The organism is Bacillus sp. K7 (genome assembly GCF_053903245.1).
Map to the genome: position 1 here is coordinate 2,293,947 of NZ_CP096406.1, position 13,550 is coordinate 2,307,496.

12 protein-coding genes are annotated in these 13,550 nt (G+C 44.9%); 1 reads left to right on the top strand and 11 read right to left on the bottom strand.

Annotation, left to right across the window (positions count from 1 at the left end; genetic code table 11):
• Window positions 1-173: 173 nt before the first annotated feature.
• Window positions 174-1,292, top strand: a complete 1,119-nt coding sequence (locus tag M1D98_RS11685; protein ID WP_456279605.1) for an NADH-dependent flavin oxidoreductase — start codon at window positions 174-176, stop codon at window positions 1,290-1,292.
• Window positions 1,293-1,822: 530 nt separating this feature from the next.
• On the opposite strand, the gene spo0A is transcribed toward M1D98_RS11685, so the two are convergent.
• The 11 genes from spo0A to nusB form a co-directional block, all read right to left on the bottom strand.
• A complete protein-coding gene (gene spo0A / locus M1D98_RS11690; protein ID WP_039074432.1) occupies window positions 1,823-2,626 on the bottom strand; it encodes a sporulation transcription factor Spo0A in 804 nt (267 codons plus the stop codon).
• A 274-nt stretch (window positions 2,627-2,900) separates the two neighbouring features.
• On the bottom strand, window positions 2,901-4,181 hold the full coding sequence (gene spoIVB / locus M1D98_RS11695) for a SpoIVB peptidase (protein WP_010328296.1): 1,281 nt from the start codon (window positions 4,179-4,181) through the stop codon (window positions 2,901-2,903).
• A 174-nt stretch (window positions 4,182-4,355) separates the two neighbouring features.
• Complete coding sequence (gene recN / locus M1D98_RS11700) at window positions 4,356-6,086, bottom strand: DNA repair protein RecN (RefSeq protein ID WP_010328295.1); 1,731 nt, start codon at window positions 6,084-6,086, stop codon at window positions 4,356-4,358.
• Window positions 6,087-6,120: 34 nt separating this feature from the next.
• On the bottom strand, window positions 6,121-6,570 hold the full coding sequence (gene argR, locus M1D98_RS11705) for an arginine repressor ArgR (RefSeq protein WP_010328294.1): 450 nt from the start codon (window positions 6,568-6,570) through the stop codon (window positions 6,121-6,123).
• Between the two features lie 96 nt (window positions 6,571-6,666).
• Window positions 6,667-7,512: a TlyA family RNA methyltransferase gene (locus M1D98_RS11710; RefSeq protein WP_121642874.1), complete on the bottom strand. Its 846-nt coding sequence runs from the start codon at window positions 7,510-7,512 to the stop codon at window positions 6,667-6,669.
• Window positions 7,509-9,410, bottom strand: a complete 1,902-nt coding sequence (dxs, locus tag M1D98_RS11715) for a 1-deoxy-D-xylulose-5-phosphate synthase (RefSeq protein WP_010328292.1) — start codon at window positions 9,408-9,410, stop codon at window positions 7,509-7,511. Before dxs ends, M1D98_RS11710 begins: the two co-directional genes overlap by 4 nt.
• Before the next feature lie 180 nt (window positions 9,411-9,590).
• Window positions 9,591-10,481: a polyprenyl synthetase family protein gene (locus M1D98_RS11720; protein ID WP_121642875.1), complete on the bottom strand. Its 891-nt coding sequence runs from the start codon at window positions 10,479-10,481 to the stop codon at window positions 9,591-9,593.
• A complete protein-coding gene (locus M1D98_RS11725) occupies window positions 10,471-10,725 on the bottom strand; it encodes an exodeoxyribonuclease VII small subunit (protein WP_039074437.1) in 255 nt (84 codons plus the stop codon). Before M1D98_RS11725 ends, M1D98_RS11720 begins: the two co-directional genes overlap by 11 nt.
• Window positions 10,722-12,068 (bottom strand): exodeoxyribonuclease VII large subunit, encoded by a 1,347-nt coding sequence (gene xseA, locus M1D98_RS11730; RefSeq protein WP_121642876.1) that lies wholly within the window; start codon window positions 12,066-12,068, stop codon window positions 10,722-10,724. The genes M1D98_RS11725 and xseA overlap by 4 nt, the downstream gene beginning before the upstream one ends.
• Window positions 12,069-12,205: 137 nt before the next feature.
• Window positions 12,206-13,057 carry a bifunctional methylenetetrahydrofolate dehydrogenase/methenyltetrahydrofolate cyclohydrolase FolD gene (gene folD, locus M1D98_RS11735; protein WP_010328289.1) on the bottom strand — a complete coding sequence of 284 codons (852 nt, stop codon included), beginning with the start codon at window positions 13,055-13,057 and terminating at the stop codon, window positions 12,206-12,208.
• Between the two features lie 11 nt (window positions 13,058-13,068).
• Window positions 13,069-13,464 (bottom strand): transcription antitermination factor NusB, encoded by a 396-nt coding sequence (gene nusB, locus M1D98_RS11740; protein WP_010328288.1) that lies wholly within the window; start codon window positions 13,462-13,464, stop codon window positions 13,069-13,071.
• Window positions 13,465-13,550 lie beyond the last annotated feature (86 nt).

Below are 13,550 nucleotides of genomic sequence, written 5' to 3' on the forward strand. Positions count from 1 at the left end.
TCGCGCTCTTCCTTTGACCATAGCGATTTTGATGTCAATCTTCAAGAAGCTCGAAAAAAAGCGGAGAAAATATCAAATTACTCAAGATATTCAGCTGGTAAAGCAGATCAATTGCATTAATTTTCACATATAGGCTAGAATATGTGCGAATCTAAACGAAAGAAGATGATCATATGAACCCTACGTATAAACCGCTGTTTGAACCATTTACGTTTAAAAGCGGTGTTACAATCGACAACCGGATCACAGTGGCACCAATGACGCATTACGCTTCTAATGAAGACGGTTCGATCTCTGAAGCAGAACTTGACTACATCATCCCACGCTCAAAAGAGATGGGAATGGTGATTACAGCCTGCGCCAACGTCACGCCGGACGGAAAAGCATTTCCCGGGCAGCCGGCCATCCATGACGACTCCAACATCTCTGGTTTAAAAAAATTAGCGCAAGCCATTCAGTCGCAAGGCGCTAAAGCCGTTGTCCAAATTCACCACGGCGGCATTGAATGCCCGTCTGAGCTCGTTCCGCAACAAGATGTTGTTGCGCCAAGTGACGTATTTGATAACGGCAAGCAAATGGCCCGCGCCTTAACAGAAGAAGAAACAGAAAACATTGTAAAGGCATTTGGAGAAGCGACAAGACGCGCTATTGAAGCCGGCTTTGACGGTGTCGAAATTCACGGCGCGAACGGCTACTTGATTCAGCAGTTTTATTCTCCGAAAACCAATCAGCGTACAGACCGCTGGGGAGGAAGCGATGAAAAACGGTTAGCCTTCCCGCTCGCTATTGTCGATGAAGTGAAAAAAGCTGCTGCAGAACATGCGAAGGGTGCGTTTTTAGTCGGCTATCGCCTGTCTACGGAAGAACCTGAGACACCAGGATTAACAATGACAGAAACCTTCACGCTTGTTGATGCTTTAGCGGATAAAGAGTTGGATTACCTTCACATCTCACTGATGGACGTGAACTCAAAAGCGCGCCGCGGTGCAGATCCGACTCGCACACGCATGGACTTATTGAATGAACGTGTCGGAAACAAAGTGCCGCTGATCGCCGTCGGTTCCATCCATTCCGCTGATGACGCGCTTGCCGTCATCGAAAACGGCATTCCGCTAGTCGCGATGGGACGCGAAATTCTAGTTGACCCTGACTGGACGGTAAAAGTAAAAGAAGGCCGGGAAAAACAAATCGAAACCGTAATTAAAGGCACAGATAAAGAAAAATACCATTTGCCTGAACCGCTATGGCAAGCGATTGTGAACACGCCTGGCTGGGTGCCCTATAAAGATTAATGTGCGGAGACTGCCGAAACGATTTCGGCAGTCTTTTTCAACTTTAAATCAATAGTTTATGTAAACATCTAAACAGCAAGAGAAGAAGCTCGCCAGCTGCTTCAGGAAGCAAATCTAGGAGAAGCCCGTCACGCTTTCTTGCTTTTTTCTTTTTCATTCGTACGTCTCCTTTGTTCATGTATGCTTCCTTACTTACGATTTTACAGGGAAAAGGTTTCAATTTGCTTCTGATTGTTTGGTTTTGATTCTCCAAGCACAGAAAACACAAGAAATCATGGCTGTAAATGAGATAAAGTCGATCAAGGTGCCTAGTATGCGTGATTCTATAATGATGTTCGAATTGACGCAAAGCGCAAGAATAAATAGCTCAATCAACAAGCCATACTTTTCAAACACATGCATCACTCCTTGCGGAAAAAAATCCTTCCTATCATGACGATATTTCCCCCAAAACAAAACGCCTCTTATTTATCAGCGCAAACCAATAAATAAAAGACGTTTGATTTAATCATCCGCTACTATTCTCATGCTTAAGAAGCCTTATGCTCTAATCTCAGCTTATCCGCAACCATCGCAATGAATTCCGAATTTGTCGGTTTAGCTTTTGTCATGCTGACAGTATAGCCGAACAGCGAGGAAATCGAATCAATATTCCCTCTGCTCCATGCCACTTCAATCGCATGGCGGATTGCTCTTTCTACACGGCTTGCGGTTGTGTTGAATTTTTTGGCGATGTCCGGATAGAGAACTTTAGTAATGCTGCCGAGCAATTCAATGTCATTGTATACCATTGAGATGGCTTCGCGCAGATAGAGATAGCCCTTAATATGTGCTGGGACGCCGATTTCATGGATAATGCTTGTGATGCTCGCGTCGAGATTTTTCTTCTTTGGTTCTGGCTGGGCACTGCGTATAATGCTGCTTTGTGATGACGGTGCGCGATGCGTCACGCTGCTTGCATTCCCGCTGACCTGGCGGATATGCCCGACAAGGTTTTCCATATCAAACGGTTTCAGAATAAAGTAGGACGCGCCTAAATCGACGGCCTTTTTCGTGACATCTTCCTGCCCAAAGGCTGTCAGCATAATGACATTCGGCTGTTTTTTCAGGTCTGATTCCCGCAGCCGCTCTAAAACCGCAAGTCCGTCCAAATGCGGCATAATAATATCCAATACGAGCACATCGGGATCTTTTTCTTTAAACAACGACAGGCATTCCTGTCCGTTATAAGCAACACCGATGACTTCCATGTCTTCCTGTCCTTCTATATATTCACTCAACAGGCTTACCAGCTCTCGATTATCGTCAGCAACACAAACTTTAATTTTCTCCACGTTTCTTCCTCCCCAAATGTAGTTAACAGGATTCACCCTTGCTACATGTTTACATTCGACAAAACCGCTATATACCCTCTAAAAAAATCATAATCACCAATATTAGTGGCATATCTTTGTAATTCTATGTTTTTCTCCGTTTTTCGACTAAAAATGAAATTTGACAAACAAGGAAACGTGAATTTGTCGAAAAATCTTCTTTTGTATATTTTACCTTATGTATTCTGAGAAGTGAAGAGGGGTCAAAACAAAAAAACTGCCGGAATTCCGGCAGTCAGCTTGCTTTTTCTTTTCCGTCAATATCGATTCCTGCTTCTGACAGCATCCATTCTATATGAACGCCATATCCGCTTGTCGGGTCATTTACAAACACATGGGTAACAGCGCCGATTACTTTTCCATTTTGGATGATCGGGCTTCCGCTCATCCCCTGGACGATGCCGCCAGTTTCTTTCAACAGCCTTGGATCAGTTATTTTTAAGACCATCCCTTTTGTCGCCGGGAATTTTTGCGGGGTTGTGCTGATGATTTCAATATCAAATTTTTCTACCTTGTCATTATTAATGACCGTTAAAATTTCAGCCGGCCCTTTTTTGACTTCAGTAGAAAACGCAACCGGCAGTGCTCGATCTGAAATGTTGTTTTGAATCGGCTGATGAAGTGTGCCGAATATCCCAAACGGGCTGTTTCTGTTAATATCCCCGATCGTTTTGCGTTCTGAGGAAAATCGCGCCAGTTTTTCTCCCGGATTTCCGCCTGTCCCTTTTTCAATTGATGTTACAGTTGATTTAACGATCTCTCCATTCTCCACGACAATCGGTTTCTTTGTATCCATATCGGAAATCACGTGGCCAAGTGCTCCGTATTTTTTTGACTTTGGTTCATAAAAAGTCATTGTACCGATGCCAGCGGCAGAATCCCTGATATATAACCCAATTCTGTACTTACCTTCTGCATCATCTTTTTCCGGAATGAGCTTTGTTTTGATTTTCTGTTTATCACGTTTAATGAGCAAATCTAACGATTCTCCAGTTTTTCCGGCATGCTGGATATATGGGGCTACATCATTCATTTTTTCAATTTTCTGTCCATTCATTTCAATAATGATGTCGCCCGCTTCAATACCGGCCGTTTCTCCCGGCGATTTTTTGCCTTCACTCGTGTTGATTTGATGAAATCCGACGACAAGAACACCGACGGAATGAAGTTTAACACCGATCGATTGTCCGCCAGGTATGACTTTTAAATCAGGAAGAACTTGTACTTTTGTTTTTTTGATTGGAAATCCTGCAAGATCGTATACTAACTCTGATTCACCTGATTTTTTGCCTGTCACCTTGATTTCATGCGGGTCTTTCTTTACTGTAAACGCTTCTGAAGATTCTTGTGAATGAGCGTTTACCGATAAACCCGTTTCAATCGCTTGTGTTTGGGTTTCAAATACTCTCATTTGCGTTGGAATCAGTAAATACTCTTTTAGCGGTTTGCACAAACCTACACTTAATAACGAAACAAGGAGAATTAAACCTACTGCTTTTCTGATGTTATCGGGCATTTACTACTTCACTCTCCTCGCTCCTATCCCACACCTTCTTTATGACTTGCTGCTACATCATTTAATTTTGCCTTTTGACGGCTTATTTATAACTGTCATATAAAGAAAAACATTGGATATACTGATGAACGAATGGATGTGCTCGAAAAAAATAAGCTGCGCTTTTCGCGCAGCCTACCCGGTTGTTTTGACTTGATCCGCTTGTCTTAAAAGTTCTTTTGCATGGCGTTTCGTTACGTCTGTTACTTCGACGCCGGCAATCATGCGTCCGATTTCTGTTACCTTTTCCTGCTTAGACAGCGGCTTGACATGTGTTGTCGTTCTGCCGTCTTTTAACTCCTTCGCAATATAAAGGTGCGTATCGGCCATGGCGGCCACCTGAGGCAAATGTGTAATGCACAGCACTTGCGAGCCTATTGATACTTTATGGATCTTCTCAGCGATTGCCTGTGCGACTCTGCCGCTTACTCCGGTATCAACCTCATCGAATATAATCGACGTCACATCCTGTTGGGAGGAAAAAATGCTTTTCATAGCAAGCATCACTCGTGACAGCTCTCCTCCGGAAGCGACTTTCGAAAGAGATTTGAGCGGTTCGCCTGTATTGGTTGAAATTAAAAACTTCACCAAATCAATCCCTTGTTCAGTCAGTTGGACAGGCTGGCCGTTTACAATTGGCGCCTCTTCATTTCGGGGCGCTGTTCTGACCTTAAATTCCGTATCAAAAGTTGTTTTTTCCATATAGAGGCTTTTTAATTCCCGATGAATCTCATCAGCCAGCTTTTTCGCCCATGTTTTGCGGATTTTTGAAACATTTTCCGCTTCCACTGCGACATCTTTGCCGACTGAATCAAGCTCCTTCTTCACACTTTGAAGGTGGCTGTCTCTATTTTCTATTTGGTCAATCTCTTCTTCAATTTTAGAAGCGTATTCCAAAATATCCTCAACAGACGCACCGTATTTTCGTTTGAGCTGTTTGATTTCATTAAGACGCGTCTCAATATCATTCAGGCGTTCCGGATCATATTCAAGCTCATCCAGCATATTTCTCATCTGAAATGTAGCGTCCTCCAAAAGATAGTAGGAGTTCGACACATTTTCAGACAGCTTTTTCAGCGGTTCGTTAATATCGGATATATCTTCAAGCTGCGCTGAAGCCATTCCGACCCAATCCAGTCCGCCCTGCTCGCTTCGAAGCGCATTATATGCATTTTGCAGCGATTCATAGATCTTTTCAAAATTTGAAAATTGCTGGCGCTCTTCCTGAAGCTGTTCATCTTCATTAAGCTCGAGCTTGGCCGATTCAATTTCTTCAAGCTGAAATTGAATGAGATCAAGACGGTGGGCCATTTCCTGTTCGCTTTCAGAAAGCTGCTTTAGCTTTTTAAGCAGCTTCATATATCGTTGATACCCTTCCTGATACGCTTGAAGCGCGCTTTCCGCTTCGGCTCCGGCAAACTTGTCCAACAGCTGGAGATGATTTTCGTCTTCCATTAACAGCTGGTTATCGTGCTGCCCGTGAATATCTAATAAAAGCCTGCCGATCTCTCTTAGCGAGGCAATCGTAACAAGCTTGCCATTAATGCGGCAAACGCTTTTTCCGCTCGTGCTGATGTCCCTCCTCATGATGATCATTTCGTCTGAAACGTCAATTCCCTGCTCAGCGCATACTTCAAAAACAGGATGGCCGCTCTCCAATAGAAACAAGCCTTCAAGCTCGGCTTTTGCCTCTCCATATCTGACAAATTCAGATGAGCCGCGGCCTCCGACTAATAGAGAAATGGCATCTATGATGATGGACTTGCCGGCTCCGGTTTCTCCTGTTAAAACCGTGAGCCCTCGTTCAAAAGAAACCGTCAGTTCCTCAATAATGGCAAAGTTTTTAATGGATAGTTCAGCTAACAAACAGCATTACACCTCTTATCTTGTTAGATTTCTGTTACAGCAGCTCAAGCAGCCTGTTTTTTACGCCGTCTGTGTCTTCAGGAGTCCGGCAAATCATTAAAATCGTGTCATCTCCGCAAATGGTTCCCATTATTTCATCCCAGTCCAAATTATCCATCAGTGCCCCGATTGCCTGGGCGTTGCCGGGCATTGTTTTCAGCACGATCATATGGCTTGCTGAGTCTATTTTCACAAATGCGTCCATCAGCGCCCGCTTCAGCTTGGACAGCGGATTAAACCGCTGGTCTGCCGGAAGACTGTATTTGTAAGTGCCATTGTTCGTAGGCACTTTTACAAGGTGAAGCTCTTTAATATCGCGTGAAACCGTGGCTTGCGTCACTTTATATCCATCCTGCTTCAGCATGTCGACCAATTCGTCCTGCGTTTCAATTTCATTGCTTGTAATGATCTCTCTGATTTTAATATGCCTCTGGCCTTTGTTCATGTAAGCACCTCTATTTCCAGCTTATCTGTTCTTTTATGTTATATGATTCTCTACAAAATGTACATGAATGCAGAAAAAAGGAATAATAGCGCCCTATTATTCCGGTACATCTGCTTTTTTTTCTTTTAACGTCTTATGTGCCTCTTCTACAATGCGATTGATCTCCTCTTCTGACAGCTCCTGTCCTTCCTGTCCCTCTCCCGGCCAATGCAAATGAAGGAGAAATTCAATGTTGCCGTCTCCTCCCGTGATCGGAGAAAATGACAGGCCTTTGCAGATATAACCTTCTGCAGCAGAGAAACTGACCATACGCTTGAGAACACCAGCATGCACTTTAGGATCTCTGACAATCCCTTTTTTGCCGACGGATTCCCGTCCTGCTTCAAACTGCGGCTTAACAAGAGCCATACAGTCACTGCCGGGCACAAGTAATGTTTTAAGGACAGGCAGGATGAGCCGCAGTGAAATAAAGGACACATCAATCGTGGCGAACTCGGGCATGCCCTTTGTAAAGTCTGCCGGTGTGGCGAAACGGAAGTTTGTCCGTTCCATCACGACAACCCGTTCATCCTGTCTAAGCTTCCACGCAAGCTGATTGTAGCCTACATCCACCGCGTATGACTGTTTAGCACCGTTTTGCAACGCGCAGTCCGTAAAACCGCCGGTGGAGGAGCCGATATCAATCATGATTTTATCCTTAACAGAGACGGGAAACTCCTTTAGCGCTTTTTCAAGCTTTAAGCCGCCTCTGCTCACATATTTCAGCGGGTTTCCTTTGACGGTTAGCGGAAGATCGCGGTCAATTTTTTCTCCCGGCTTGTCCAAGCGGTTTTCGTTTGAATAGACGATCCCCGCCATAATGGCTCTCTTGGCTTTTTCCCGCGTATCCGCCAGCCCTCTTTCTACTAGTAAAACATCTAATCGTTCTTTCTTTGACGTCATGATCCAATTCCTTTGTGTGTCTTCGGCGGCATCAGTAATCGAATGCGGTTTGCCGCCTGCTGTTTTGTCAATCCTATTTCTTCAAGAAGCGCAGTTACGCTGCCGTGTTCAATAAACCGATCCGGGATACCCATTCTGTCGATCGGTGTAAGAAATTCACCTTGATCATGAGCGAATTCTAAAATCGAGCTTCCGAATCCGCCTTCTAAGACCGCTTCTTCAATCGTTAAAATCGGCAAGCCTTCTTTTAGGATATCCTTCATCATCTTTTCATCAATCGGCTTAATATAACGGGCATTCACAACGCGCACGGAAAGGCCTTCTTTTTGCAGCTCTTCAGCTGCTTCAAGCGCCATTTCGATTGTTGTTCCAAATGTTAAGATGACGGCATCGTTCCCCGGTCGCAGCACTTCCCACGTGCCGATCGGAATCGTTTTCAGCTGTTCATCCATTTTGACGCCGAGACCGTTTCCGCGCGGAAAACGCATCGCAATCGGGCCTTCGTCATAGCTGAGTGCTGTATGAACCATATGCTGTCCTTCATTTTCATCTTTCGGCATCATTAAGACCATGTTTGGAATGTGGCGCATAAACGCAATATCAAACACACCTTGATGTGTCTCTCCGTCAGCACCCACAAGCCCTGCTCGGTCAATTCCGATAAACACATTGGCGTTTTGGCGGCATATGTCATGAACCACTTGGTCATACGCCCTTTGCAGGAAGGTTGAATAAATCGCCAAAAACGGCTTCATCCCCTGCATAGCCATAGCTGCGGCCATTGTTGCCGCATGCTGTTCGGCGATTCCTACGTCGAACATGCGATCAGGGAATTCGTTTGCGAAACCTTCAAGCTTTGAGCCAACAGGCATAGCCGGCGTAATGGCGACAATGCGTCCGTCCTCTCGCGCCATTCGCTGTACAGTGCCGCTGACAAGACCGCTCCATGAAGGGGCTGCTGCTTTCGGTTTTACAAAGTCACCGGTATTGATTTTATATGGGCCGGTACCGTGCCATGTTCCGATTGTATCGGTCTCAGCCGGTTTGTACCCCTTCCCTTTTTTCGTGATGACATGCAGGAGAACAGGGCCTTTCGTTTTTTTCGCGTATTGAAGATTCTCAATCAACTCATGATAAGAATGTCCGTCCACCGGGCCTAAATACGTAAAGCCAAGCTCTTCAAAAAACATGCCCGAGACGAGCATGTATTTCAGGCTGTCTTTCACTCGTTCCGCCGTGGCGGCAAGTTTGCCCCCAACTGCCGGAATCTTTTTAAACAAGTATTCGAGCTCATCTTTCACCCACTGGTATTTACCAGCAGTTCGCAGCCGCCCAAGCATAGAGTGAATGGCACCCACATTCGGGGCAATACTCATTTCATTATCATTTAGGATGACAATCATGTCTTTTTTCTCGTCGCCGATGTGGTTCAGCGCTTCAAGCGCCATTCCGCCGGTCAGTGCGCCGTCGCCAATGATCGGAATAATAAATTCATCCGTTCCTTTAATATCACGGGCAGCCGCCATTCCCATCGCCCCTGACAAGGAGGTTGAGCTGTGCCCGGTTTCCCAAACATCATGCTCGCTTTCACTCCGCTTTGGGAATCCGCAGAGCCCTTTGTACTGGCGAAGCGTGGCAAATTCTTTTCCGCGCCCCGTCAGCAGCTTGTGGACATACGACTGATGGCCAACGTCCCACAAAAATTTATCTTTCGGGCTGTTAAATTCTTTATGCAGCGCAACAGTAAGTTCTACGACACCTAAGTTTGGGCCGATGTGACCGCCGGAAGCGGATAACGTTGTAATTAAAAATTGACGGATTTCATCACTTAATTTTTCTAATTCATCAATGGACTTGTTTTTTAAAAATGACGGGTCCTGTATTGATAAAAGATCCAAAGCGGATCAACTCACTTTCAGCATGAATTTCTGCAATGATACATGTCTTCCTCATGCCGAGCCGGACAATGGCCAGTTCTCAAACATAAAAAAAGACAAACGCGCTCTTCCATTTCATTTTTCATTTAAACTGCTTACATTTTACCATATCTCGTGCAGCCGCTTCAAATCAGGATCGGTTTAGTGATCTCTTGCCGCAATTAAATCACAAAGTTCATATAAAAGCTCTTTTTGAAGAGAAAGTCCACTGATTAAACGCTTCGCCTCATTGATATGAACATATAATTTATGTTTGGCCCCTTCCAATGACAGAAGTGACGGGTAAGTCGATTTTTCGTTTGTTGTATCCGAACCGACACGTTTGCCGATTTTCTCTTCACTGCCTTCTAAATCTAAAATATCGTCTCTGATTTGAAAACCGATTCCAATGTGGCTGCTGAAGGTACGCAGTGTTTCAATATCTTCCTCCGGCGCATCCGCCAAAATCGCACCCGCGGTTACACAAAAACCGAGGAGCTTGGCGGTTTTCCGCTCATGAATGGATTCAAGTTCTTCTAATGTGACTTGGCAGTTTTCCGCCTCCATATCAGCTACTTGTCCCCCAACCATGCCTTCAGTGCCCGCCGCTGAAATCAGTTCATTCACAAGCCGAAGACGCTTTTCTGCTGACACCTCGTCTGACAAGTGGGAGGTGATCAACTTAAAGCTTTCCGTGAGCAGCCCGTCACCCGCTAATACTGCTGTCGCTTCACCGAACACTTTATGGTTTGTCGGCTTCCCGCGTCGCAAATCATCATCATCCATGCAAGGAAGATCATCGTGAATTAACGAATACGTGTGAATCATTTCGACAGCACAGCCGACCGGAATGCCGTCCTTTTCATTTTTCCCATATGCGTTTAAAACGGCCAGTACAATGAGAGGCCGCAGCCGTTTTCCGCCAGCCTCAAGGGAATACAGCATAGATTTTTTTAATGAGTCCGGCATATCGAGCTTTTCTGTATAGACAGAAAGCTGATTTTCAATCGTTTTTTTCCGCTCCGCCAGAAAACTCGTTAATTTATTTGTCACCTTCGTCTTCCTCCTGAACACTAAAAGGTGTCAGCTCGCCGTCTTCTTTTAAAATGAAGTCCATCTGTTTTTCGACTTTTTGCAGCTTTTCGTGGCACATTTTTGAAAGAGCCATGCCCTCTTGGAAATAGTTAATCGCTTGCTCTAAAGGCACATCGCCCTCTTCAAGCTTGGACACAATGCTCTCAAGCCCTTTCATCGCTTCTTCAAATGTCATGTTTTCATTTTTTTTCACGTCTGTCATTTTTCTTCCCCTCTCTTTTCTAATACTTCACAGGTCAGCACGCCATCCTTTAGCTTGACCTCAAGCTGGTCCTTCTCTTCTATCTGACTGACACTTTTAATGAGTTCGTCTTCTTTATACGCTAAGCTGTATCCTCTTTCCATCACTTGAAGAGGGCTTAACGCATTCAGCTTGCCTAGTACAGTTTGAAATTGGGAATGCAGCTGATTCATTTGGATATTCATATTTTTTCTCAGCTGATTTGTTTGTTCCTTATACTTTGTTCTCGCTTGCTTCAGCTGTTCATGAGGATGCAGCGCCTCTAATCTGTATGTTTCACGTTCCAGCTGTCTGCTTTTTCGATTTAAAAGAGCGGTTAGCTGTGATTGAAACTGCTGATAGGCAAGGTCAAACTGCTGCTCTTTTTGCGCATACAAACGCTTTGGAAAACGGAAGGCATACGAGGATTGCAGCGTTTGAATCCGTTCTTTTTTCTGGCCGAGATGCTGCTGCATCGCTCTTGTCATTCTGACTTCCGCTGTTTTTATGCGTTCGATTAAATCAGTGGTATGCGGGACGGCAATCTCAGCTGCCCCTGTCGGCGTTGCGGCTCTGACATCAGCGACAAAATCACTGATCGTAAAGTCCGTTTCATGCCCGACTGCTGATATAACCGGAATGTTAGAAGCAAAGATCGCGCGTGCTACAATTTCTTCATTAAACGCCCACAGTTCTTCTATCGAACCGCCGCCTCTCCCGACAATTAATACGTCGCAAACCTCTTTTTCATTTGCCTCTTCAATGCGCGTAACGATGGATCTGCTCGCATTTTCGCCTTGTACGAGCGCTGGAAGAACAATGACTTTTACAAGGGGATATCTTCTTTTTAGAGTTGTAATGACGTCTCTGACAGCGGCACCCGTTGGAGATGTCACAACCCCGATTGTGGCTGGAAATGCGGGGATTTGTTTTTTGTAGCGGTCGTCAAATAAACCTTCTCCGGCAAGCTTCTTTTTTAGTTCTTCGTACGCTAAATAAAGCGCTCCGATCCCGTCAGGCTGCATTTCTTTGGCATATAATTGGTAGTTTCCGCTCGGTTCATATACGGAAATTCCCCCTCTGACCAGCACCTTCATGCCATTTTCAGGTTTAAATGGCAGACGCTCGCTCTGTCTCGCGAACATCACCGACTGCATTCTGGCGTTTTCGTCTTTCAATGTGAAATAAATGTGGCCTCTAGTGTGAATTTTTACATTCGATAATTCGCCTTTAATCCAAATATTTTCAAGGTGAGGATCTACATCGAATTTTCGTTTTATATACTTTGTCAGCGCTGAGACGGTAACATACGCTGTTTCACCCATGTCTCAAACTCCTCTCATAAGCATTCCTGCACCATAACTAAAGAAAACCCGCCCTGGCTTTAGGAGCCTGAAGAAGCGGGTATCGTGCTCATATTCACGGCGGGCAAACGTTGCCGGCTGTGAATATCTCCAATTATCTATGATAACGTACGTTTCGCAGATTTAACAGTATTATGTGCTAGCATCGTGATGGTCATCGGACCTACTCCGCCCGGCACCGGCGTGATGAAGGACGCTTTTTCCTTTGCCCCTTCAAATTCAACGTCTCCGCAAAGCTTGCCGCTTTCCAGACGGTTAACACCGACGTCAATGACAACAGCGCCCTCTTTGATCTGGTCTGCACTGATGAAATTGGCTCTGCCGACTGCCACCACCAGGATGTCCGCTTTTTTCGTATGTTCGGTCATATTTTCTGTTCGTGAGTGACAGTAAGTAACTGTCGCGTTCTCATTTAATAATAGCTGGCCGACAGGTTTGCCGACAATATTGCTTCGGCCGACTACAACAACCTCTTTACCGGAAAGATCGATTTTGGTTTTCTTCAAAAGCTCAACAATCCCATGAGGCGTGCAAGGAAGAAACGTATCTTCGCCAAGCAGCATTTTCCCTACGTTTAACGGATGGAATCCGTCTACATCTTTATCAGGAGAGATTCGCTCGATCACCGCTTTTTCAGAAATATGGTCTGGAAGCGGAAGCTGAACGAGAATGCCGTGAAACTCAGGGTCTTGATTGTATTGATCGATAATGGAAAGCAGTTCAGCTTCTGTGAGGCTGCTGTCAAATTGATCAAGCTTAAAATTCATTCCCATTGTTTCAGCTGCTTTTTTCTTTCCGCGCACGTAAGAGTGAGAAGCAGGATCATCTCCAATCAAAATAACCGCCAGCCCAGGAGTGACGCCTTGCTTTTTAAGCTCTTCTACCTCTTTTGCCAATTGTTCGCGTTTTTCTCTAGCCGTTTCTTTTCCGTCGATGATTGTTGCAGTCATTTTCTTTCCTCCTATGATTGTTCAATATCAGATTTAATGTTAGAAAGAACCCCGTTTACAAACTTTGTCGCTTTGTCATCACCAAACCGTTTTGCCAGCTCAATCGCTTCGTTCATGGAGACATTCACCGGAATGTCTTCGGCATATGCCATTTCGTATGCTCCCAGGCGCAAAATCGCGCGGTCTACATTGGCAATCCGATCGAGCTTCCAATTCACCAGATGCTTGGAGATCATTTCATCCAGCTGGACTTGGTGTTCCAATACCCCGTGAACAAGCTGTTCAAAGAAAGGATCTGTTTTTTCTTCATCCAATGCGTGTTCTATGGCTTCATTTACTGCAATATCGCTGACATCAATTTGAAATAGTGCCTGCAAAGCTTTTTCTCTTGCTGTTCTTCTTTTCATTTTCTTTCTCCTTTGATCCTCTTTATCCGCTTGTCGTTAAGCCATAAAGAGATCATAACATATTTTTTTCGTATCCGCATATTGAA

Excerpts from the sequence above, each read along its gene's own strand:
- M1D98_RS11725 (WP_039074437.1), bottom strand. The coding sequence starts at position 10,725 with ATGACAGACGTGAAAAAAAATGAAAACATGACATTTGAAGAAGCGATG.
- xseA (WP_121642876.1), bottom strand. The coding sequence starts at position 12,068 with ATGGGTGAAACAGCGTATGTTACCGTCTCAGCGCTGACAAAGTATATA.
- spoIVB (WP_010328296.1), bottom strand. The coding sequence starts at position 4,181 with ATGCCCGATAACATCAGAAAAGCAGTAGGTTTAATTCTCCTTGTTTCG.
- argR (WP_010328294.1), bottom strand. The coding sequence starts at position 6,570 with ATGAACAAAGGCCAGAGGCATATTAAAATCAGAGAGATCATTACAAGC.
- M1D98_RS11685 (WP_456279605.1), top strand. The coding sequence starts at position 174 with ATGAACCCTACGTATAAACCGCTGTTTGAACCATTTACGTTTAAAAGC.
- nusB (WP_010328288.1), bottom strand. The coding sequence starts at position 13,464 with ATGAAAAGAAGAACAGCAAGAGAAAAAGCTTTGCAGGCACTATTTCAA.
- folD (WP_010328289.1), bottom strand. The coding sequence starts at position 13,057 with ATGACTGCAACAATCATCGACGGAAAAGAAACGGCTAGAGAAAAACGC.
- M1D98_RS11710 (WP_121642874.1), bottom strand. The coding sequence starts at position 7,512 with ATGACGTCAAAGAAAGAACGATTAGATGTTTTACTAGTAGAAAGAGGG.